The sequence below is a fragment of the Bradyrhizobium sp. Pa8 genome (genome assembly GCF_052588265.1).
This window is the reverse complement of record NZ_CP176767.1, coordinates 3211920-3233855: the sequence shown is the minus strand read 5'-3', so window position 1 is coordinate 3233855 and position 21936 is coordinate 3211920. Positions and strand designations below refer to the sequence as shown.

21 protein-coding genes are annotated in these 21936 nt (G+C 64.7%); 7 read left to right on the top strand and 14 right to left on the bottom strand.

Going from position 1 to position 21936, the window contains the following annotated elements; translation table 11 throughout:
- The first annotated feature begins 4 nt into the window (after positions 1-4).
- Positions 5-583, top strand: coding sequence for a GNAT family N-acetyltransferase (locus ACKWRH_RS14525; protein WP_445221097.1), 579 nt, complete (start codon positions 5-7; stop codon positions 581-583).
- A gap of 3 nt (positions 584-586) precedes the next feature.
- Here ACKWRH_RS14525 and ACKWRH_RS14520 read toward each other — a convergent pair whose 3' ends face one another.
- The 3 genes from ACKWRH_RS14520 to ACKWRH_RS14510 all read right to left on the bottom strand — a co-directional run bounded on the left by ACKWRH_RS14520 (position 587) and on the right by ACKWRH_RS14510 (position 2556).
- Positions 587-799 carry a hypothetical protein gene (locus ACKWRH_RS14520; protein ID WP_282518698.1) on the bottom strand — a complete coding sequence of 71 codons (213 nt, stop codon included), beginning with the start codon at positions 797-799 and terminating at the stop codon, positions 587-589.
- 141 nt (positions 800-940) lie between these two features.
- Positions 941-1390, bottom strand: coding sequence for a flagellar basal body rod protein FlgC (locus tag ACKWRH_RS14515; protein WP_445222400.1), 450 nt, complete (start codon positions 1388-1390; stop codon positions 941-943).
- A 116-nt stretch (positions 1391-1506) separates the two neighbouring features.
- A complete protein-coding gene (locus ACKWRH_RS14510; protein ID WP_445221096.1) occupies positions 1507-2556 on the bottom strand; it encodes a hydroxyacid dehydrogenase in 1050 nt (349 codons plus the stop codon).
- Between the two features lie 244 nt (positions 2557-2800).
- Between ACKWRH_RS14510 and ACKWRH_RS14505 the strand changes: the two genes are divergently transcribed.
- The 3 genes from ACKWRH_RS14505 (at position 2801) to ACKWRH_RS14495 (ending at position 4427) form a co-directional block, all read left to right on the top strand.
- Positions 2801-3367, top strand: a complete 567-nt coding sequence (locus tag ACKWRH_RS14505; RefSeq protein ID WP_445221095.1) for a thiamine pyrophosphate-binding protein — start codon at positions 2801-2803, stop codon at positions 3365-3367.
- An 11-nt stretch (positions 3368-3378) separates the two neighbouring features.
- Complete coding sequence (locus ACKWRH_RS14500) at positions 3379-3987, top strand: thiamine pyrophosphate-dependent enzyme (protein WP_445221094.1); 609 nt, start codon at positions 3379-3381, stop codon at positions 3985-3987.
- A gap of 77 nt (positions 3988-4064) precedes the next feature.
- Positions 4065-4427, top strand: coding sequence for a VanZ family protein (locus tag ACKWRH_RS14495; protein WP_445221093.1), 363 nt, complete (start codon positions 4065-4067; stop codon positions 4425-4427).
- Between the two features lie 61 nt (positions 4428-4488).
- On the opposite strand, the gene ACKWRH_RS14490 is transcribed toward ACKWRH_RS14495, so the two are convergent.
- The 11 genes from ACKWRH_RS14490 to ACKWRH_RS14440 all read right to left on the bottom strand — a co-directional run bounded on the left by ACKWRH_RS14490 (position 4489) and on the right by ACKWRH_RS14440 (position 17577).
- On the bottom strand, positions 4489-4872 hold the full coding sequence (locus ACKWRH_RS14490) for a DUF1236 domain-containing protein (RefSeq protein ID WP_212094931.1): 384 nt from the start codon (positions 4870-4872) through the stop codon (positions 4489-4491).
- A 113-nt stretch (positions 4873-4985) separates the two neighbouring features.
- Positions 4986-5873: a 2-hydroxy-3-oxopropionate reductase gene (locus ACKWRH_RS14485; RefSeq protein WP_445221092.1), complete on the bottom strand. Its 888-nt coding sequence runs from the start codon at positions 5871-5873 to the stop codon at positions 4986-4988.
- A 12-nt stretch (positions 5874-5885) separates the two neighbouring features.
- A complete protein-coding gene (hyi, locus tag ACKWRH_RS14480) occupies positions 5886-6671 on the bottom strand; it encodes a hydroxypyruvate isomerase (protein ID WP_445221091.1) in 786 nt (261 codons plus the stop codon).
- Positions 6672-6682: 11 nt separating this feature from the next.
- A complete protein-coding gene (gene gcl / locus ACKWRH_RS14475) occupies positions 6683-8473 on the bottom strand; it encodes a glyoxylate carboligase (protein WP_445221090.1) in 1791 nt (596 codons plus the stop codon).
- Between the two features lie 152 nt (positions 8474-8625).
- Positions 8626-10428: an adenine deaminase gene (locus ACKWRH_RS14470; RefSeq protein WP_445221089.1), complete on the bottom strand. Its 1803-nt coding sequence runs from the start codon at positions 10426-10428 to the stop codon at positions 8626-8628.
- An 84-nt stretch (positions 10429-10512) separates the two neighbouring features.
- The gene (locus ACKWRH_RS14465; protein WP_445221088.1) at positions 10513-11313 is read right to left on the bottom strand and encodes an NYN domain-containing protein; all 801 of its coding nucleotides are present in this window, start codon (positions 11311-11313) and stop codon (positions 10513-10515) included.
- Between the two features lie 54 nt (positions 11314-11367).
- Complete coding sequence (locus ACKWRH_RS14460; protein ID WP_161535723.1) at positions 11368-12867, bottom strand: tripartite tricarboxylate transporter permease; 1500 nt, start codon at positions 12865-12867, stop codon at positions 11368-11370.
- Positions 12867-13349 carry a tripartite tricarboxylate transporter TctB family protein gene (locus tag ACKWRH_RS14455; RefSeq protein WP_445221087.1) on the bottom strand — a complete coding sequence of 161 codons (483 nt, stop codon included), beginning with the start codon at positions 13347-13349 and terminating at the stop codon, positions 12867-12869. Before ACKWRH_RS14455 ends, ACKWRH_RS14460 begins: the two co-directional genes overlap by 1 nt.
- On the bottom strand, positions 13346-14314 hold the full coding sequence (locus ACKWRH_RS14450) for a Bug family tripartite tricarboxylate transporter substrate binding protein (RefSeq protein ID WP_445221086.1): 969 nt from the start codon (positions 14312-14314) through the stop codon (positions 13346-13348). Before ACKWRH_RS14450 ends, ACKWRH_RS14455 begins: the two co-directional genes overlap by 4 nt.
- A gap of 114 nt (positions 14315-14428) precedes the next feature.
- Positions 14429-15271 carry an IclR family transcriptional regulator gene (locus ACKWRH_RS14445; RefSeq protein WP_445222399.1) on the bottom strand — a complete coding sequence of 281 codons (843 nt, stop codon included), beginning with the start codon at positions 15269-15271 and terminating at the stop codon, positions 14429-14431.
- A gap of 176 nt (positions 15272-15447) precedes the next feature.
- Positions 15448-17577: an acetate--CoA ligase family protein gene (locus ACKWRH_RS14440; RefSeq protein ID WP_014496657.1), complete on the bottom strand. Its 2130-nt coding sequence runs from the start codon at positions 17575-17577 to the stop codon at positions 15448-15450.
- A 348-nt stretch (positions 17578-17925) separates the two neighbouring features.
- Here ACKWRH_RS14440 and ACKWRH_RS14435 point away from each other — a divergent pair, with 348 nt between their 5' ends.
- The 3 genes from ACKWRH_RS14435 to frc all read left to right on the top strand — a co-directional run bounded on the left by ACKWRH_RS14435 (position 17926) and on the right by frc (position 21853).
- Complete coding sequence (locus tag ACKWRH_RS14435) at positions 17926-18621, top strand: GntR family transcriptional regulator (RefSeq protein WP_162136472.1); 696 nt, start codon at positions 17926-17928, stop codon at positions 18619-18621.
- Between the two features lie 74 nt (positions 18622-18695).
- Positions 18696-20429: an oxalyl-CoA decarboxylase gene (oxc, locus tag ACKWRH_RS14430; protein WP_039150953.1), complete on the top strand. Its 1734-nt coding sequence runs from the start codon at positions 18696-18698 to the stop codon at positions 20427-20429.
- Positions 20430-20575: 146 nt separating this feature from the next.
- Positions 20576-21853, top strand: coding sequence for a formyl-CoA transferase (frc, locus tag ACKWRH_RS14425; protein ID WP_445221085.1), 1278 nt, complete (start codon positions 20576-20578; stop codon positions 21851-21853).
- The last annotated feature ends 83 nt before the right edge of the window (positions 21854-21936 follow it).

Here is a 21936-nt window from a genome sequence, read left to right as displayed (position 1 = left end):
GCCGATGAACGAAACAGCGATTGCGCGTACAGATGACGAACCGGTTCTGGTCCGCCCCTCACGGGAGAGCGATGTCGAGGCGATGCTGGCGATCTACCGCCATCACGTCCGCAATGGGGTGCCGCGCGACGTCGAAGGAACCGGCGCGCCCGAACCGGACGATCTGCGCGACCGCCGCAAGAACCTGAAGCAGACACGCCTGCCGCATCTGGTCGCGACCTGGCGCGGCGAGGTGGTCGGCTATGCCTATGCGGTACTGTTCCGCAAGCGTCCGGCCTACCGCTACACCGCCAAGCATTCGATCTACGTCCATCACGAGCATCTCGGTCGCGGCGTCGGACGGCTGCTGCTCCAGGGAATGATCGATGCGTGCGCGGCGGCCGGCTTCCGCCAGATGATCGGCTATATCGATGCCGACAACGCGCCCTCGCTGGCGCTGCACGAAAAATTCGGCTTCGCGCGCGCCGGCCTGCTCTGCGGCGTCGCCTATCGCCACGGCCGCTGGTCGGACACCGTCATGGTGCAGCGATCGCTCGGCGCGGGCGTCACCGCGCCGCCGACGCTAACGGCACCGGGTCGTTAAACCTTATGAGGGAAAGTCAGCCGGTCTGACCTGGATCCGGTCGGCATGCAGCGACCAGTGATGCAACGCCTGGTCCTTGCAAAACCTCGCCTTCGCCCGCTCCCTGGCTTCGTCCTCGTCGGTGGCGTCGATTTCGAGCGTACCCTGGCAAACCTCGATCTGCCGGCCGTACTGGCCGAGCACGTCCTTCATGAACCTGACGACATAAGTTGACATGGGACCTCCTGCCTGCGCCAGCGCTGCCCCGGCGGCACTCTAATCCCATTTAGCCTGAACCGGGAAAGGAGATTTTGACGCGGATCAAGATCGGTGACGGTTCCCGCCGACAATGCAAGCGTTGATACAATCCGTCAGCGATCACGTCTTGATATCGAGGAGGGTCTCTTCTGTCTCGGCGTAGGCTTGGATGACCTTCGCATTGGCAATGAAGCTGTACTTGGCGGCCGCCATTTGAACGAACTCGTTGGCGAGATCGACGTTCGGCGCGGCGACCAGGCCGTCCTCGTTTGCGAAGGGAGCGCCGGGGTCGGATTGTGCGGTATAGCTCGGCGAAATCGTCGACACGGTTGCGATCGTCCCGCCGAACGTCGATCCGCTCGATTGGGAGACCTGATCGACGCGCAACGGCACATAAGCCGCGGGAAAAGTCGGGCCAATGCTCGAGCTGCCCGCACTGGTTGATGTGCTCGATCCGGCTGACGCAGGTAGCGGGCCGGTCGTTTGAACGTTGGCGATATTGCTCGCGGCCACGTTCACACGCAAACTCGCGGCAGAAAGTCCGGATGTCGCAATCGAAAGTATGCTCATGAACCCAGATCTACAGGACAAGTCATACGCGTTCATTCACGCCATCAGTAAAATCCGCCGCTTTCTATTTTCAGCCTCGTAACCAACGATTGGAGTGCAATAGCCCTTCGCGCGCCCTACCCCGGCATCACGCCAAACGCCTGCTTGAAGCGCTCGGCATAGCGCGGCCAGACTTCGGGGTTGATGATGCGCGGCGGGCGTTTGCCGTCGAGCGTCTCCAGCACCTGCTCGGCGGCGATGCGGCCCATGTTCTGGCGCGCCTCGATCGTGACACCCGCGGTGTGCGGGCTCGCCAGCACGTTGTCGAGCTGGAGCAGCGGATGCTCGGGCGGCGGCGGCTCCTTCGACCAGACGTCGAGGCCGGCGCCGGCGATGCGCTTGTCGCGCAGGGCCTGGAGCAGCGCGTCCTCGTCGTGGATGAAGCCGCGCGCCGTGGTGATAAAGTAAGCATGCGGCTGCATCAGCGCGAATTCGCGCACGCTGATCATGTTGCGGCTGCTCTTGTTCAGCGGGCAGGAGATCGAGACGAAATCGGCGCGGCGCAGCAGCTCGTCGAGCTCGACCTTCTCCCCGCCCCGCTCGGCCATCACCTCGGCCGACAAATACGGGTCATAGGCCAGCACCGTCATGCCGAGCAGGCCCTTGCACAGCGCGGCAATGCGGCGGCCGACATTGCCGAGGCCGATGATGCCGACGGTCTTGTGCTCGACCTCGTTGCCGACGAGCTCGTTGCGGTTGACGTCGCGCTCGCGGCGCAGGCGGCGGTCGGACTGGATGATGCGCTTGGACAACGTCAGCATCATCGCCAGCGCATGCTCGGCGACCGAATGGGCGTTGCCGCCGGACTGGTTGACGACCAGCACGCCCGCATCGGTGCAGGCCTCGACGTCGACGGGATCGAAGCCGGCACCATTGCTGGAGACCAGCAACAGATTCGGCGTGCGCTTCAGGAAGGCGGCATCGACATGGAAGTGCGGGGCAAGTTCGTCGCGGGCGGCGCCGATTTGGTAAACATGCGCCGCATTCAGGATCGGGGCATAGAAATCTTCCGGGCTCTCGTTCTCGATGCGATCGAGCCGGACGTCGGACCGCGCCTTCAGGATGTCGATATAGATCGGATTGGCCAGGTATTTGACGTAGAAGACGCGTTTGCTATTGACGGACATCAGGACCCTTCCGGCTCTCTCAAGGAGACCCGCAAGGCCAGCGCACCCCGCGCTCCGTCCGTGCGTCCCTCCCGTTTTTTCATTATCGCCGCTTATGACATGGCGGTGCCGGCCACGACAGGCCGTCTGGCGCAGATCACGGTGCTGGCCCGGACATGTTGACAATCCCGCTGCCTGCGTCAAGTTCGGCGGACCGCCGCGACGACCAGAACCAAGAAGCATGCGCGGCTCAAGGGAGAACGCAATGGCGCTTGCGGAACAGCAGACCTCGCCCCAGGCGGCACAAGGCGCCAGCGACAGGAGCTGGCACGGCATCGTCCTGCAGACCCTGAAGCGGAACGAGATCAGCCTGATCCCTTACGTGCCCGACCGCGTGCTGACGCCGCTGATCAGGAACCTGCACGCCGACCCCTTCTTCACCACCTTTGCCACAGCCCGCGAGGAGGAGGCCGTCGGCATCGTCTCCGGCGCCTGGATGGGCGGACGTCGCGGCGCGGTGCTGATGCAGACCTCCGGCTTCGCCACGCTCGCCAACGTGCTGGCCTCGCTCGCGGTGCCCTATCAGATCCCGCTGATCATGTTCGTCTCCGAGCGCGGTACGCTTGGCGAGTTCAATTACGGGCAATCGCTGGTCTGCCGGACCATGCGCCCGGTGCTGGATTCACTCGCGCTGGAGCACCACACCATCACCCGGCTCGACGAGCTCGAGTTCATCGCCGACCGCTCGATCAAGCAGGCCGTGACCACGCAGGCGCCGGTGGCGCTAATCCTCAATCCGCTGCTCACCGGCGGCAAGGTTTTCGACAAGTGAGGCCGGCCAGAATGAGCACAGATTTGGACAACCGCAACACCAAGGTCATGAACCGCTTCGATGTCACCTCGCGCCTGATCGCCAGGCTCAAGCACGAGGAAGCGGTGATCGGCGGTATCGGCAACACCAATTTCGATCTCTGGGCCGCCGGCCACCGCCCGCAGAACTTCTACATGCTCGGCAGTATGGGGCTGGCTTTCCCGATTGCATTGGGCGTCGCGCTGGCCCAGCCCGATCGCCGCGTCTTCGCGCTCGAAGGCGACGGCTCGCTACTGATGCAGCTCGGCGCGCTCGCGACGATTGCGGCGTTGAAGCCGAAGAACCTCATCATGATCGTGATGGACAACGGCATCTACCAGATCACCGGTGCGCAGCCGACACCGGCCGCTGGCGTCGCCGACATCGTCGCCATAGCCACAGGCTCGGGACTTGCCAACAGCGCCTGGGCCGCGGACGAAGAGGATTTCGAGCGGCTGGTCGACGAGGCCCTGTCCGCCTCCGAGCCGAGCCTGATCGCGGTCCGCATCGACGACAAGCCGGGCGTGGGTACCACCCGCAGGGATCCCGTTCAGATCCGGGAACGCTTCATGCACGGCCTCGGCGTGCGCGAGCCACTTTAACGTTTCGTCATTAACTACACGGCGATCTGATCCCTGCCCCGTAACAGGCCGTTGCAAATCCGTGCTATCGGCACCGGATGCCTATTTTTGTTCGCTTTTTTGCGTGGCTGCTCGCGGCCGCCGTCACTTTCGCAACCCTCGGCCCGCCCGGCCTGCGGCCCCATTCCGATCTCGGCCAGGACGGCGAGCACGCCCTCGCCTTCATCCTGGTGGGACTGGCCTTCGGCCTTGCCTACCGGAATCGCCGCTGGGCCGTCGCCGCCGTCGCGGTGGTCCTGATCGGCGTGCTCGAGCTGATGCAGTTCTGGGCACCGGGACGACATGCGCGGCTGGAAGATTTTTTGGTCGATGCCGGCACCGCCTGCATCGGCTTTGCGCTCGCCGCCGTCACCGATTGGATCATGGCGCGCTTCCGCGCCAATTCGGCCCTGACGAACTAAGGCCCCGCGGAGTGACGCTCCGCGGGGGCCCGGCTCTTCAAAGCCTTCACGCTCTGATCGATCAGTCGATGATCTTGACGACGCGGCGCGTGCGCGGTTCGACGATGACGCGGCGATCATTCACAACCGCGTAGCGATACTCGGTGTAGTTCGGCACGGGGCGCAGCACCACAGTCGGGGGCAGCGGCTCGCCGACGACGACGCGCTCGCGGATCACGACGGAGTCGTCGCGCGGAATTCCGCCGAGAACGGCATTCGGAATTTCGAGGCCGGCGCCGACGGCCGCACCGACGGTGCCGCCGACCATCGCGCCGATCGGTCCGCCGATGTCGCCACCCGCGCGCGCGCCGTCCCTGGCGCCCTGTTCGGTCGTCGACTGGGCAAAGGCTGCACTCGACGCCAGCAGCGACACGGCAGCCAGCGAAATCGCAAGACGGGTTTTCATGTCCACACTCTCCAGTGTTTGTTGATGCGCCGTCAACCGCGGGGTCGGACCATTGTTCCGGTTCCCGCACGACGAAAGACAGGCCAAATCTGGAGAGTGTTACTGCGTAACACTTACGCTGCGGCGATCTCGTGTCCCGCCATCAGTTCCAGTGCCCGCACCATCGCGGAATGATCCCAGGCCTTGCCGCCATGCGCGGCGCAGGACGAGAATAATTGCTGCGCCAATGCCGTGCTCGGCAGCGACAGGCCAAGCGCGCGCGCACCTTCGAGCGCGAGGTTGAGGTCCTTCTGGTGCAGCTCGATGCGGAAACCCGGCTCGAAATTGCGCTTCACCATGCGCTCGCCATGCACTTCGAGAATCCGTGACGAGGCAAAGCCGCCCATCAGCGCCTTGCGCACGAGAGCGGGATTGGCCCCCGCCTTGGATGCGAACAGCAGCGCTTCGCTCACCGCCTCGATCGTCAGCGCGACGATAATCTGGTTGGCGACCTTCGTCGTCTGGCCATCGCCATTGGCGCCGACATGCGTGACGTTCTTGCCCATCTTGTCGAAGATCGGCTTCATGGTGCCAAAGGCCCGCTCCGGCCCGCCGACCATGATGGTGAGGGTCGCGGCCTTTGCCCCGACCTCGCCGCCCGACACCGGCGCGTCGAGATAGTCCGCCCCCAGCGCCTCGATCTTCTTCGCAAACTCCTTGGTCGCCAGCGGCGAGATCGAGCTCATGTCGACGACGATCTTGCCCTTGGAGATGCCGCTCGCGACACCGTCCTTACCGAACAGCACCGCCTCCACATGCGGGGTATCCGGCACCATGATGATGACCGCATCCGCCTCCTCCGCGACCTCCTTGGCTGACTTGCAGGCGATGCCGCCCGCCGCGATCAGCTCAGGCGACACGGGCGTAACGTCGTGGAGCAGCACGCGATGGCCCGCGGCCAGAAGGTGGCCGGCCATCGGCCGTCCCATGGTGCCAAGTCCGATGAAGCCGATGTCGATCATGTCTACGTTTCCTCAGGTCTCAAATGTCTGCGCGGCGTGCCAGGACAGGCCTTCCAGCGTCGTGGTGCGCGGCTTGTATTCGCAGCCGATCCAGCCGCGATAGCCGATCGCGTCGAGGTGGCGGAACAGGAAGGGATAGTTGATCTCGCCGGTGCCGGGCTCGTGGCGACCGGGATTGTCGGCGAGCTGGATATGGGCAATTTGGGGGAGATATTCTTGCATGGTCCGGGCGAGATCTCCCTCCATGATCTGCATGTGGTAGATGTCGTACTGGATGAACAGATTGTTCGACCGCACCTCGGAGATCAGCTGAACCGCCTGCTCGGTGCCGTTGAGGTAGAAGCCGGGAATGTCGAGCGTGTTGATCGGCTCGACCAGGAGCTTGATGTTCTCGCGCGCCAGCGTCGAGGCGGCAAAGCGAAGGTTGCCGACAAGCGTTTCGTTGAGCTCGCGCGCGTCGGCATCGGCAGGCGCGATGCCGACGAGGCAATTGAGCTGCTCGCAATCGAGCGCCTTGGCGTAGTCGATGGCCCGGAACACGCCGTCGCGAAATTCGCTGACGCGATCGGGCAGGATCGCGATACCGCGCTCGCCCGCTGCCCAGTTTCCCGCTGGAAGGTTGTGCAGCACCTGCGTCAGGCCGTGAGCCTCGAGCTGCTCGCGCAGCAGCGCCTTGTCGAAATCGTACGGGAAGAGATACTCGACCCCGGCAAAGCCCGCCGCTTTCGCCGCGGCGAAGCGGTCGGGAAACGGCATCTCGTTGAAGAGCATGGTGAGGTTGGCGGCAAATTTCGGCATGATGCTCTCCCCTATTCCGCCGGCTGCAGCACGCCGGGCCGCTTGGTCCCGACCTCGTCCAGCGGCAGGTCCAGCACCTCCTCGAACTCGACGATGTTGTCGATCTCCGTGCCCATCGCGATGTTGGTGACGCGTTCGAGAATGAACTCGACCACGACAGGCACGCGGTGCTTGGCCATCAATTCACGCGCGGTCGCAAACGCCGCCTGCGTATCCTTGGGATCGGTGACGCGGATCGCCTTGCAGCCAAGGCCCTCGGCGACCGCGACATGGTCGACGCCGTAGCCACCGAGCTCCGGTGCGTTGACGTTCTCGAAGGAGAGCTGGACGTGGTAATCCATGTCGAAGCCGCGCTGCGCCTGGCGGATCAGGCCGAGATAGGAATTGTTCACGACGACGTGGATGTAGGGCAGATTGAACTGCGCGCCGACCGCGAGCTCCTCGATCAGGAACTGGAAGTCGTAATCGCCGGACAGCGCGACGATCTCGCGATCCGGGCATGCCGCACGCACTCCGAGCGCGGCAGGCAGGGTCCAGCCGAGCGGGCCGGCTTGCCCGGCATTGATCCAGTTGCGCGGCTTGTAGACGCCCAAGAACTGCGCGCCGGCGATCTGCGACAAGCCGATCACGGTGACATAGGTGGTGTCGCGGCCGAAGGCCTTGTTCATCTCCTCATAGACGCGCTGCGGCTTGATCGGGACGTTGTCGAAATGGCTCTTGCGCAGCATCGTCTTCTTGCGATCGCGGCAGGCCGCGGGCCACGCCTGGCGCTCGCGCAACCTGCCTGACCGGCGCCACTCCCTGGCGACGGCGACGAAGAGCTCGAGCGCGGCCTTGGCGTCCGAGACGATGCCGAGATCGGGATTGAACACGCGCCCGATCTGGGTCGGCTCGATGTCGACATGCACGAAGGTGCGACCCTTGGTGTAGGTCTCGACCGAGCCGGTGTGGCGATTGGCCCAGCGGTTGCCGATGCCGAGCACGAAGTCGGATTCCAGCATGGTCGCATTGCCATAGCGGTGGCTGGTCTGAAGGCCGACCATGCCGGCCATCAGCACGTGGTCGTCGGGGATCGCACCCCACGCCATCAGCGTCGGAACGACCGGCACGTTGGCGATCTCGGCGAATTCCACCAGCAGGTCCGAGGCGTCGGCGTTGATGATACCGCCGCCTGCGACGATCAGCGGCCGCTCGGCGGCGTTGAGCATCTCCAGCGCCTTCTCGACCTGCTTGCGCGTCGCGGTGGGCTTGTAGACCGACAGCGGCTCATAGGTCTCGTCGTCGAACTCGATCTCGGCCAGCTGCACGTCGAGCGGCATGTCGATCAGCACCGGACCCGGCCGGCCCGAGCGCATGATGTGAAAGGCCTGGCTGAACACACGCGGCACCAGCGCCGGCTCGCGCACGGTCACAGCCCATTTGGTCACGGGCTTTGCGATCGACTCGATGTCGACGGCCTGGAAGTCTTCCTTGTAGAGCCGTGCGCGCGGCGCCTGCCCGGTGATGCAGAGGATCGGAATGGAATCGGCGATCGCCGAATAGAGTCCGGTGATCATGTCGGTGCCGGCCGGCCCCGATGTGCCGATGCAGACGCCGATATTACCGGCCTTCGCCCGCGTATAGCCCTCGGCCATATGCGAGGCGCCCTCGACATGGCGCGCGAGAATGTGGCGGATCGACCCGCGCTTCTTCAGCGCCGAGTACAGCGGATTGATCGCGGCCCCGGGAACGCCGAAGGCAGTCGAGATGCCCTCTTTCTCCAGAATTCGCACGGCAGCATCGACGGCTCGCATCTTCGCCATATCGGACCTCGCTTGAGTTGCGTCAGCGAGCGCGATTATCAGGCGTGCAAGATGCGATCTCAACGAGATCGATTCTATTTTCCACGATGCGGCAGCCGCGGAAAAATCGCGGCGGTCTCAAGCGGTTAGGTCGACATAGGCGTGAAAGCCGCTCACTCGAACAGTGGCGCGAGCTCCATCTGCGGCACCAGCACGAGGCCCTTGTCGGTGATGCGAATTTCCGGAATGACCGATAGCGGATTCAAATTGAAGCCCATGTAGGGGATGGTGCAGCCGGCTTCGGCCCATTCCTTCTTCAGCACCTTGACCGCTTCGGCGACCTCGGTGACCCGTTTGTCGGAGAGCAGGCCGGCGATCGGCAGCGGGACCAGCGCCCTCACCTTGCCGTCGGCGACGACGCAAACGCCGCCCTGCTCCGCCTTGATGGCAGATATCGCCGCCTGCATGTCGCCCTCGTTGGTGCCGGCGACGATGATGTTATGGCTGTCGTGCCCGACGCTGGAGGCGACCGCGCCGCGCTTCAGGCCGAAATCCTTCAGCAGGCCGTAGGCGACATTGCCGGCCGACTTGCCGTGGCGCTCGACCACCGTGACGAAGCACAGGCCGTAGCGCTCAAACAGCGACGGCCAATCCTTGGCCGGCTCGATCGCGACCTTCTCGTGGATCAGCGTAATGCCCGGCAGCGCGGTCTTGATGGCGTTGACGGTACAGGCTTTGGCCGGCAGCTCCGGCGTCAGCTTGACCTTCTCTGGCAGCTTCACCGTCGCATAGGCCGCCTTCGGATATTGATAGCGTTGCGACAGCGCCTGATCGAGCAGTTCTGTGATCTTGCCGTGCTCGACCACCAGCTCGCCGCCATACCAGGTGCATTGCGGCTTGAGCTGATCGTCCATCAGCACGAGATCGGCGCGGCGGCCGCCGCCGAGCCCGCCGATATCGCCTTCCATGCCGAAGCGTGTGGCGCCATGCAGCGAGCCCATCGACCAGGCTTGCTCGGGCGACATCCCCGCCTTTACGGCCTCGCGCACCACCCAGTCGAGACCGAACTGCAGAAGATCGTCGGCATCACGGTCGTCGGTGCACACGGCCGTACGTTTGTGCGACGCACCGAGTTCGGTGATGGTGCGGATCGCCTGTGGCAGCGAATGCCAGGGCGTGGTCGGCGGACCGCCGCGCAGGAACACCCAGACGCCGGCGTCGAGCAGATCGTCGGCGATGTCGCGATCGATCGCCTCATGGGTGTCGGTGATGCCGGACGCCGCATAGGCCGCGACGAATTCTCGGCCGTAGACGTGGCCCGATACTGGCCGTCCCCGCTTCAAGGCAGCGGCAAGGATGGCATGGCTGCGCTCGTCGCCCATCGTGACAGGCACAAAATCCATCTTCTCGCCGAGCGCGACCGCTTCGGGCCAACGGTCGAACAGGCCGGCGATCTTGTCCGGCGTGAGGTCGCCGCCCGCGGTCTCCAGTTCCGCCGACGTGGCCGGTACCGTGCTCGGCACAGTCAAAAAGATCGAGAGCGGCGCCTCGCGCGCGTCCTCCAGCATCGCCTCGACGCCGGCGACATCCATGACGTTGCCGATCTCGTGGCTGTCGCAGAAGATCGTGGTGGTGCCGTTGAGGAGCGCAGCCTCGGCATAGGCGCAGGCCGTCACCATGGAGGATTCGATGTGGATGTGCGGATCGACCAGCCCCGGCGCGATGATGCCGCCGGCGGCGTCGTAAAGCGGCACGTTGGGCCAGACCTTCTTCGCCGCCCCGGCCGGCTTCACCGCGGCGACGCGGCCACCGGTGATCCAGACCTCCCGACCGGGATGGATGCGCTCCGAATAGGTCGAAAGCACCCGGGCCCCCGTGACCACGAGATCCGGTGCGGCGCGCGCGGAGGCGACATCGGCCAGACGCCGGGTCATCGAATGCAGCGGTGCGACGGCGAAGCGGGTAAGTCTGGTCATCGGGCCCTCGCGTGGCGTTACGGCCGCGTGATGGTTACGCCCTGCGCCAAACCGGGCAAGCGCAAATATAACGGCAGGCCCTGCTTACGCCTTAGGCGCCGAACTGCCCGTCGTTCCCGCCCTTGCAGGTCTGCGCGGGTTCCGCCTTCTCGGCGGTGCTGCGGCAGTGGGCTTCACCCGGATCCGCATCGAGCGGCCCTTTGACTCATCGATCTCGAACGAATTCGTCTTTCGCACGAGGTCGCTCAGCTTGCGGAACCCGAACGTTCTCGGATCGAAATCGGACGCCAGATTGGCGAGCTGCCGCCCGACTTCACCGAGCGCGACCCAGCCGTCCTCGCTCTCCATCTGGGTGATGACCTTCTTGATGATGGGCGTGGCGGCATCGGGCGGCTGAAGCGACGTCGATCTTGATGCGGCATCCTGGGTGGTCGCCGGGACCGCGAGCAGGTTCTCGGTGTAGACGAACCTTCGGCAGGCCTGCCTGAAGCTTTCCGGCGTTTTCTGCTCGCCGAACCCGAACACGTCGACGCCCTGCTCACGGATGCGGGCGGCCAGACGGGTAAAGTCGCTGTCGGATGACACCAGGCAGAAGCCGTCGAACCGGCCGCTGTGAAGCAGGTCCATCGCGTCGATGACCAGGGTTATGTCGGAGGCATTCTTTCCCGTCGTATAGGCGAACTGCTGCTGCGGGATAATGGCGTGCTTGGACAGGATGTCGGCCCAGCCCCTGGACCGCGCATTGGAGAAGTCGCCGTAGATGCGGCGAACGCTGGCCTCGCCGATCTTGGCAATCTCCTCGAACAGCCCATCCGCGATCTTCGCAGAAGCGTTGTCGGCATCGATCAGGACGGCGAGACGGGGCGAGCGAAGTTCCGACGGCATGGCGTTTCCTCAACGAGCTGGACGCAGCATTAGAGGACGCGCGCGCCGGGACGGCTAGTCCTCGTTCGCCTTGAAGCGCCCCATCCCCTTCAGCACGAACGGGGCCAGCAGCGCAACCAGCGCGATGACGAGCAGCGTCGCCGAGATCGGGCTCTGGAGCAGCGTCATGGGATCGCCGAGGCTGATCGCGAGCGCGCGGCGCAGCTGGCTCTCGGCGATCGGACCGAGGATCAGGCCGACGACGACAGGCGCGATGGGAAAGTCGAACCGGCGCATCAGGAAACCGAGCACGCCGAAGCCGGCCAGCATCGACAATTCGACCACCGACGGCTTTGCTGCGATGGTGCCCATGGTCGCGAACACGAGAATGCCGGCATAGAGCCAAGGCTGCGGGATCGCGAGCAACCGCACCCACAGCCCGACCAGCGGCAGATTGAGCACCAGCAGCATGCAATTGGCGATGAACAGGCTCGCGATCAGGCCCCAGACCAGGTCAGGCCGCTCGGCAAACAGCAGCGGCCCCGGGTTGAGGCCGTATTGCTGGAAGCCCGCCAGCATCATCGCGGCCGTCGCCGAGGTCGGCAATCCCAGCGTCAGCAGCGGCACCAGCGTGCCGGCGGCGGAGGCGTTGTTGGCGGCTTCCGGTCCCGCAACGCCTTCGATCGCGCCCTTGCCGAATTCTTCCGGATGTTTTGTGAGCCGCTTCTCGGTGGAATAGGACAGGAAGGTCGGGATCTCCGCGCCGCCTGCGGGCAGCGCGCCGATCGGGAAGCCGAACATGGTGCCGCGCAGCCACGGCTTCCACGAGCGCTTCCAGTCTTCCTTTGTCATCCACAGCGAGCCCCGCACCGGCTCGAGCTTCTCCTCGGTGTGGTGACGGCGCGATGCGACGTAGAGCGCCTCGCCCACCGCGAACAGGCCGACTGCAAGCGTCGTCACCTCGACGCCGTCGAGCAATTCAGGAACACCGAACGCAAGCCTCGCCTGACCCGTCAGCTTGTCGATGCCGACGAGCCCCAGCGTCAAGCCGATGAACAGGCTGGTCAGGCCGCGGATCGGAGAATCGCCGAAGGTCGCCGACACCGTGACGAAGGCGACGCACATCAGCGCGAAATAGTCCTCGGGGCCGAAGCGCACCGCGAAATCGACCAGCCACGGCGCGAGAAAGGCCAAGCCAATCGTGGCGATGGTGCCGGCGACGAAGGAGCCGATCGCGGATGTCGCGAGCGCCGGCCCGCCGCGGCCGGCCTTGGCCATCTTGTTACCCTCGAGCGCGGTCGCCATCGAGGCGCTCTCGCCGGGCGTATTGATCAGGATCGCAGTGGTCGATCCGCCATACATGCCGCCGTAATAGATGCCGGCGAACATGATCAGCGAGCCACCGGGGTCGAGCTTGTAGGTCACCGGCAGCAGTAGCGCGACCGTCAGGGCCGGGCCGATGCCGGGCAGCACGCCGACGGCCGTGCCGAGGAACACGCCGATCAGCGCATAGAGCAGGTTCATCGGCTGGACGGCGACCGCCATGCCGTGGGCCAGCGCGGCAAAGGTGTCCATCACAGCAGTCGCTCCAGGGGCCCGGTCGGAAGGCTCAGCGTCAGCAGCCGGTCGAACGCGAGATAAATGAGGGTCGACATCACGAGGGCGATGATGCTGTCGGCGAGGATGGCGCGGCGCCCGAAGGCTGCCGACGTCGTCACGAACAACGCCGATGTCGCAAGGATGAAGCCGCCGCCGAAGCCGATGATGGCGATCAGCAGCGCAAGGCCAACCAGGATCAGAATCACAGGCACGGAATCGGCGCTCTCGCGCGCCGGCAAATTGCCGCGCAGCGCGTCGATGAAATTGCCGATCGCAAGCAGCGCAAGGCCGGTGGCGACCACGACCGGCATTGCCTCCGGTCCCATCCCGTACATCGCAGTGGATTGCAGCCCGCGCGCGTCCCAGACCAGCACCGCGGCGAGACCTGCGAGCAATACAGCGATGACGATGCCGGCGCGATCGACGCGCCGCGGCAGGAAGGGATCGCCTGAGGTCATGACTTGACCAGGCCGACCGATTTCAGCACGTCGGTGACGCGCACGGTTTCCTTCTTCAGAAAGTCGGCGAAGGCGTCGCCGCCGAGATAGGCATCCTCCCAGCCCTTCTGCTTGAGGATCTCCTTCCAGGCGTCCGACTTCACCATCTTCTCGATCGCATCGCTCAGCGTCTTGCGCTGCTCAGGCGTGATGCCGGGAGGCGCGACCACCGAACGCCAGTTGGCGATCACGAGGTCGATGCCCTGCTCCTTGAAGGTCGGGATGTCGCTGCCCGCGATGCGCTTCTCCGAGGTCACGCCGATCGCGCGCAGCTTGCCGGACTTGATCTGCCCTTCATATTCGCTCAGCCCCGAAATGCCCGCGGTGACCTTGCCGCCGAGGATTGCCGCCAGCGATTCGCCGCCGCCGGAGAACGGGATGTAGTTGATCTTCTTCGCATCGGCGCCGACGGCGCCGGCAAACAACGCCGCCATGACATGGTCGACGCCGCCGGCCGAGCCGCCGGCGAAGGTCACCTTGGCGATGTCGGCCTTCACCGCGGCGGCGAGATCCTGCGCGGTCTTGATCGGCGAATTCGCGGGCACCACGATCACCTGGATTTCCTCGGTGAGGCGCGCGATCGGCGTCACCTGCTCGAGCGTGACAGGCGATTTGTTCATGGCGAGCGCGCCCACCATGACGAAGCCGTTGACCATCAGCTGGTTGCCGTCGCCCTTGGCGCCATTGACGAACTGCGCGATGCCGACGCTGCCGCCGGCGCCGGGAACGTTGGTGACCTGCACGCTGCGCGCGACGCCCGAAGCGACCAGCGCCTGCTGCATCGAGCGCGCGGTCTGGTCCCAGCCACCGCCCGGAGCCGCCGGCGCCATCAGCTTGAGCTCGAGCTGCTGGGCGAAGGCGGGCGTAGCTGCCGCGAGGGTCAGCGCGACGGCTGCGCCGACAAGGCGCGCGGGAAATTTGAACATGGGGGCATTCTCCAGGGCTCGTGCGGACGTCGTTGATCGGTTGCCGCATTGTGTCGTTTGGTCGCATATCAGCGAAAACGGCCGATGCTGTCCAGCGACAGGCCCTGTTCCTTGTTAGCCAGATTTCGGCATCACCCCGCCGAGCGCGACGGTCAATTCGCCGGCGACTTCGCGCACGATTTGGCCGATTTCCGGCAATCTGTCGTCGGTCAGGCGGCTGGTCATGCCCGAGACGGAAATCGCCGCGAGCGGCTCGGCGCAGTCGTTGTAGACCACTGCGGCAATACAGCGCAGGCCCATACAGGCTTCTTCATCGTCGAGCGCAAAACCCTGCTTGCGGATCTTCTCGAGCTCCTTGAACAGGTCGCCTGGCCGCACGATCGACTTCTCGGTCAGGCGGGGCATGCCGTGATGGCGGATGACCGCGCCGACGTCCTCGTCCGAATAAGTCGCGAGCACTGCCTTGCCGACGCCTGACGTCACCATGGCGACGCGGCCGCCGACCTGGGTCAACGAGCGCATGATCTCGCGGCTCTCCATGCGGGTCAGCACGATGATGAACTCGTCGTCGACGACAGCGAGGTTGGCGGTCTCGCGGGTGAGATCGCGCAGCTTGCGCAAGTAAGGAATCGCCTGCGTGGAGAAATTACGCCGCCGGGCAAAGCTCGCGCCGACCGTGAAGCTGCGCACGCCGACATGCCATTTGGATTCGGCGCGGTCGAACTGCACGAAGCGGCGGCTCTCCAGCGTCGCCAGCAGACGGTGCACGGTCGAGGCCGACAGGCCGGTGCGCACGGCGAGGTCGCTGAGGCGATAGCCTTCGTCGTCTTCGGCCAGCGTTTCGAGGATCGACAGCGCGCGGTCGACGGACTGCACGCCGCCATCGCGCGCGTCGTGGTCGGCCTCCGTTGGCGATCGAGGCTCGAGCGATTTGCGCCGGATCACGTTCTTGCTCATCGCGACCTGCATTCGTTCTTCTTCCCCTCTCCGCGCTTGCGGGGAGAGAGTCAGGGTGAGCGGAGCCTCCGCAAGGACGATAGCAGTCAGACTCGCGGAGAGTCCCCCTCACCCGGAATTTGCTGCGCAAATTCCGGCCCCTCCCCGCAAGCGGGGAGAGGCGAGGGTCGTCATACTCAGAGCAGCCCTGCCCCGCGCGCCCACTTGTACTTGGCGCCGAGCACTTCGACCGGCAGCTCGGTGGAGTAGGCGTAGGCCGGGATGCCGTTCTGGTAGAGATATTCGGCGGCTTCCTCGACCTCGACGTCGCCGGCGAGCGAGGCGACGATCGGCTTCACGAAGCCCTTGGCCTCCATCTCCTTCTTCACCTCGACCATGTTGCGGGCGAACACCATCGGTGGCGTGACGATGGTGTGCCAGTAACCGAGGATCAGCGAATGGATCCGCTCGTCCGACAGGCCGAGCTTCACCGTGTTGACGTAGGTGATCGGCGGCTCGCCGCCGGTGATATCCACAGGATTTCCGGCCGCACCGAACGGCGGGATGAACTTGCGGAAAGCCGCATCCAGATCCGGCGGCATCGACATCAGCGACAGGCCGTTGTCGACGCAGGAGTCCGACAGCAGCACGCCCGAGCCGCCCGCACCGGTGATGATCAGCACGTTCTCGCCCTTCGGGGTCGGCAGCACCGGCACGCCACGGGCGAATTCGAGCAGCTGCCGCAGCGAGCGGGCGCGGATCACGCCCGACTGCGCCAGGACATCCTCGTAGATCTTGTCGTTACCGGCGAGTGCGCCGGTATGCGACGAGGCCGCCTTGGCGCCGGCCGAGGTGCGGCCGGCCTTGAGCACGACGACCGGCTTCTTCTTGGAGACGCGCTTGGCGGCTTCCGCGAAGGCGCGGCCGTCCTTGAGGTCTTCGCAGTGCTGCGCGATCAGGTTCGTGTTCGGATCCTGCTCGAAGAAGGCGAGCAGATCGTCCTCGTCGATATCGGACTTGTTGCCGAGGCCGACGATCGCCGAGACGCCCATCTTGGCCGAGCGCGAGAAACCGATGATGGCCATGCCGATGCCGCCCGACTGCGACGACAGCGCCGCGTGGCCCTTGACGTCGTAAGCCGTGCAGAAGGTCGCGCAGAGATTGGCCGGCGTATAATAGAAGCCGTAAATGTTCGGCCCCATCAGGCGGATGTCGTACTTCTTGCCGACCTCGACGATCTCGGCCTGAAGCTCCGGCGCGCCGGCTTCAGCGAAGCCCGACGGAATCAGCACCGCACCCGGGATTTTCTTCTCGCCGCACTCGGTGAGCGCCGCCGCCACGAACTTCGCGGGGATCGCGAACACCGCCGTGTCGATCACACCCGGAACGTCCTTCACGCTCTTGTAGGCCTTGTAGCCGAGGATCTCGGCGGCCTTGGGATGGATCGGATAGATATCGCCCTTGTAGCCGCCGTTGATGAGGTTCTTCATCACGGAGTTGCCGATCTTGCCGTCCTCGGCGGAGGCGCCGACCACGGCGACCGCCTTCGGCTGCATGATGCGGCTCATGGCCGCGACGATCTCTTCGGTCGGACGCGGCTTGGGCTTCGGCACATAGGCGAAGTCGACGACGATGCGCACGTCGGCGGCGATCGCGTCCTTGGCCGTCGCGAACACCGGGTTGAGATCGAGCTCGACGATTTCGGGGAAATCGGTGACCAGCTGCGAGACCTTGACGATGACGTCGGCGAGCGCCGTACGGTTCACCGCCTCGCCGCCGCGAACGCCCTTCAAAATCTCATGCGCCTGGATGCCGTCGAGCATCGAGAGCGCGTCTTCCTTGGTCGCGGGCGCGAGGCGGAAGGTAATGTCCTTCAGGACTTCGACCAGCACGCCGCCGAGGCCGAAGGCGACCAGCTTGCCGAACGAGCCGTCGGTGATCGAGCCGACGATGACTTCGGTGCCGCCGGCCAGCATCTGCTGCACCTGGACGCCTTCGATCTTGGCATCGGACTTGTACTTCTTGGCGTTGGAGAGAATGGTCTCGTAGGCCTTCTCGGCATCCTCGGCCGTCTTGAGGCCGACAATGACGCCGCCGGCTTCGGTCTTGTGGAGAATGTCCGGCGAGACGATCTTCATCACCACCGGGAACCCCATCGAGGAGGCCATTTTGCCGGCCTCGCCCGCCGACCTCGCCACGCCCTCCTTCGGCACCGGAATGCCGTAGGCGTCGCAGACCAGCTTGCCTTCCGGCGCGGTCAGGCTGGTGCGGTTGTCCGCCTTGACCTGGTCGAGCACTTTGCGGACGGCATCTTTGGAATTGGACATATGGCTTCTCCCTTGACCTCAGTTCGTTCTTTTCAAAGCGCGCGCGTGTAGCGGCTGCCCGTGATGCTTGCCATTCGCCGCGCTCTGTTCCATGTCGCGGAACGGAGTGGCATAAAGCCCACATTACTCCGCCGCTTTGGATCAAAAATGGCTGGCGATGGCATTTGGTATGCCAGAAGCCAACTTGTCAAGCTGCTGCATGACTTAGAACGCCGCAAAAAATAGCCAGCTTGACATTCTGGCATGTGGTATGCCAAAAACTTTCCCGTTAATAATCCTGTAAAAGACGACTCCCACTGGAGGAGATTCGTCGTGTCACTGCGGAAACCAACCAAGGCGTTGCCGAACATGACCGAGGCAGATATCGCAATCGTTCGTATTGCCCCGGAGAGCAGCTTCAAGAACAAGGCGTATGACGCCTTGAAGGAAGCCATCCTCAAGATGGACATCTACTCGACGCCCGAGCCGGTGATGCTCGACGAGCGCGCGCTGTCCGAACGCCTGGGTGTCAGCCGCACCCCGATCCGCGAAGCGATCGCGATGCTCGAGCAGGACGGCTTCGTGAAGACCGTTCCGCGCCGCGGCATCATGGTGGTGCGCAGGACCAAGAGCGAGATCGTCGACATGATCCGCGCCTGGGCGGCGCTGGAGAGCATGGCGGCCCGCCTGATCACCACCACCGCACGCAAGAAGGACATCACGGCGCTGCGCGACTACTTCAAGGATTTCGGCAAGGACCGCCTGCCCGAGGATCACGTCGAGGAATATTCGCGCGCCAACATCGCCTTTCATCAGGCGCTGATCTCGCTGTCGGAATCGCCGGTGCTGGTCGATCTCACCAACGATCTGCTGCTGCACGTGCGCGGCTACCGCCAGCTCACCATCGGACGCAAGGACCGCACCGCGACGTCCCTGCCCGAGCATCTTGCCATGATCGAAGCACTTGAAGCGCGCGACACCGAGCTCGCCGAGAAGCGCGCCCGCGACCACACCCTTGGCCTCGCTGCTTACGTCGAAGCGCACGGTCAGGAACTGTTCACCTAGCAACGTTCACCAGAAGGGCGAGCCATTCGTCCACAAAGCCTAAAACGGCATATGAGACCAGGGAGACAAGGCCCATGCTGAATACCGCGACCAAGTCCGAAGCACCGGGCACCGAGCAGGAACTGACGGATGGTTTTCATCTCGTCATCGACGCGCTCAAGCTGAACGGCATCAACACCATCTATAATGTGCCGGGCATCCCGATCACGGATTTGGGCCGCATGGCGCAGGCCGAAGGCATTCGCGTGATCTCCTTCCGCCACGAGCAGAACGCCGGCTACGCCGCGGGCATTGCCGGCTACCTCACCAAGAAGCCCGGCGTCTGCCTCACGGTGTCGGCGCCCGGCTTCCTCAACGGTCTCACCGCGCTCGCGCACGCCACCACCAACTGCTACCCGATGATCCTGATCTCGGGCTCCTCCGAGCGCGAGATCGTCGACCTCCAGCAGGGCGACTACGAAGAGATGGACCAGCTCGCGATCGCCAAGCCGCTGTGCAAGGCGGCCTATCGCGTGCTGCACGCCCAGGACATCGGCATCGGTCTCGCCCGCGCCATCCGCGCCGCGGTCTCGGGCCGTCCGGGCGGCGTCTATCTCGACCTGCCGGCAAAGCTGTTCGGCCAGGTGATGAACGCCGATGCCGGCCAGAAGTCGCTGGTCAAGGTGATCGATGCCGCGCCCGCGCAGATCCCCTCGCCCGCTTCGATCAAGCGCGCGCTCGACGTGCTCAAGGCGGCCAAGCGTCCACTCATCATCCTCGGCAAGGGCGCGGCCTACGCGCAGGCCGATGAAGAGATCAAGTCGTTCGTCGAGAAGAGCGGCGTGCCGTTCCTGCCGATGAGCATGGCCAAAGGCCTCCTCCCCGACACGCATCCGCAATGCGCTGGCGCCGCGCGCTCCACGGTGCTGAAAGAATCCGACGTCGTGCTGCTGATCGGCGCCCGGCTGAACTGGCTGCTCTCGCACGGCAAGGGCAAGAGCTGGGGCGAAGCGCCCAAGAAGTTCATCCAGGTCGACATCGAGCCCAGGGAAATGGACTCCAACGTCGAGATCGTCGCGCCCGTCGTCGGCGACATCGGTTCGGTCGTCTCGGCGTTCAACCAGGCCATGGCTTCGGGCTGGACCGCCCCGCCCGCCGAATGGACCAAGGCGATTTCGTCCAAGCGCGAAGAGAACGTCGCCAAGATGGCGCCGAAGCTCATGAACAACAAGTCGCCGATGGACTATCACGGCGCACTCGGCGTGCTGAAGAACGTGATCAAGGATCATCCGGAGGCGATCCTCGTCAACGAGGGCGCCAACACGCTCGACCTCGCCCGCGGCGTCATCGACATGTACAGGCCGCGCAAGCGTCTCGACGTCGGCACCTGGGGCGTGATGGGCATCGGCATGGGCCAGGCGATCGCGGCTGCGCTCGAGACCGGCCACCCCGTGCTGGCGGTGGAAGGCGACTCGGCCTTCGGCTTCTCCGGCATGGAGGTCGAGACCATCTGCCGCTACAACCTTCCGATCTGCGTCGTCATCTTCAACAATGACGGCATCTATCGCGGCACCGACGTCAACAGCGTCAACGCCGATCCGGCGACGACGGTGTTCGTCAAGGGCGCGCGCTACGACAAGATGATGGAAGCCTTCGGCGGCGTCGGCGTGAATGCCACCTCGCCCGACGAGCTCAAGCGCGCCGTCAACGAGGCGATGGCCTCGGGCAAGCCGACGCTCATCAACGCGGTGATCGATCCGGCCGCGGGCTCGGAGAGCGGCCGCATCGGCAACCTCAATCCGCAGAGCGTTCTGCAGAAGAAGAAGTAAGGCGTGATCCGGAAAGGCGCCCAGCGGTTTTCCGAAAAGATCATGCCCAAACAAAAGAGCTGAAGCGCCAAGCGCGCTTTAGCCTCCTCTCCTTCAACCCTTTCCCTGCCGGGTGCAGGGGCAGACACAGAGTACGGAGCAATACGATGACCAAAGCGCTCAAGGGCGTTCGCATTCTCGACTTCACCCACGTCCAGTCCGGGCCGACCTGCACGCAGCTGCTGGCATGGTTCGGCGCCGACGTGATCAAGGTGGAACGTCCGGGCGTGGGTGACATCACCCGCGGCCAGTTGCAGGACATCCCGAACGTGGACAGCCTGTATTTCACCATGCTCAACCACAACAAGCGCTCGATCACGCTCGACACCAAGAACCCCAAGGGCAAGGAAGTCCTCACCGAGCTGATCAAGAAGTGCGACGTGCTGGTCGAAAACTTCGGCCCCGGCGTGCTCGACCGCATGGGCTTCCCCTGGGAGAAGATCCAGGCGATCAACCCGAAGATGATCGTCGCCTCGATCAAGGGCTTTGGCCCCGGACCGTACGAAGACTGCAAGGTCTATGAGAACGTCGCGCAGTGCACCGGCGGCGCCGCCTCGACCACCGGCTTCCGCGACGGCCTGCCGCTCGTCACCGGCGCGCAGATCGGCGACAGCGGCACCGGCCTGCATCTGGCGCTCGGCATCGTCACCGCGCTCTATCAGCGCACGCATTCGGGCAAGGGCCAGAAGGTCACCGCCGCGATGCAGGACGGCGTGCTCAACCTCGCCCGCGTCAAGCTGCGCGACCAGCAGCGCCTCGCGCATGGTCCGCTGAAGGAATACAGCCAGTTCGGCGAAGGCATTCCGTTCGGCGACGCCGTGCCGCGCGCCGGCAACGATTCCGGCGGCGGCCAGCCCGGCCGCATCCTGAAGTGCAAGGGCTGGGAGACCGATCCCAACGCCTACATCTACTTCATCACCCAGGCCCCGGTCTGGGAGAAGATCTGCGACGTGATCGGCGAGCCCACCTGGAAGACCGATCCGAACTATTCCAAGCCGGCCGTCCGCCTGCCGCGCCTCAACGAGATCTTCGCCCGCATCGAACAGTGGACGATGACGAAGACGAAATTCGAGGCGATGGAAATCCTCAACAAGGACGACATCCCCTGCGGCCCGATCCTGTCGATGAAGGAAATCGCCGAAGACCAGTCGCTGCGCGCCACCGGCACCGTGGTCGAGGTCGATCACCCGGCCCGCGGCAAGTACATCTCGGTCGGCAACCCGATCAAGCTGTCGGATAGCCCGAGCGAGGTGGAGCGCTCCCCGCTGCTCGGCGAGCACACCGACGAGATCCTGCGCTCTGTGCTCGGTTTCAGCGATCACCAGGTCGCCGACATCCACAAGTCCGGCGCGCTCGATCCGCCGCAGAAGCAGGCCGCTGAGTAAGCGGATCTGATTTAAGCCAAGACAAAAGGGCCGCCCGAAGGGGCGGCCCTTTTTGCTTCAGAAGGCCGTGCGGTCGCGGCTGT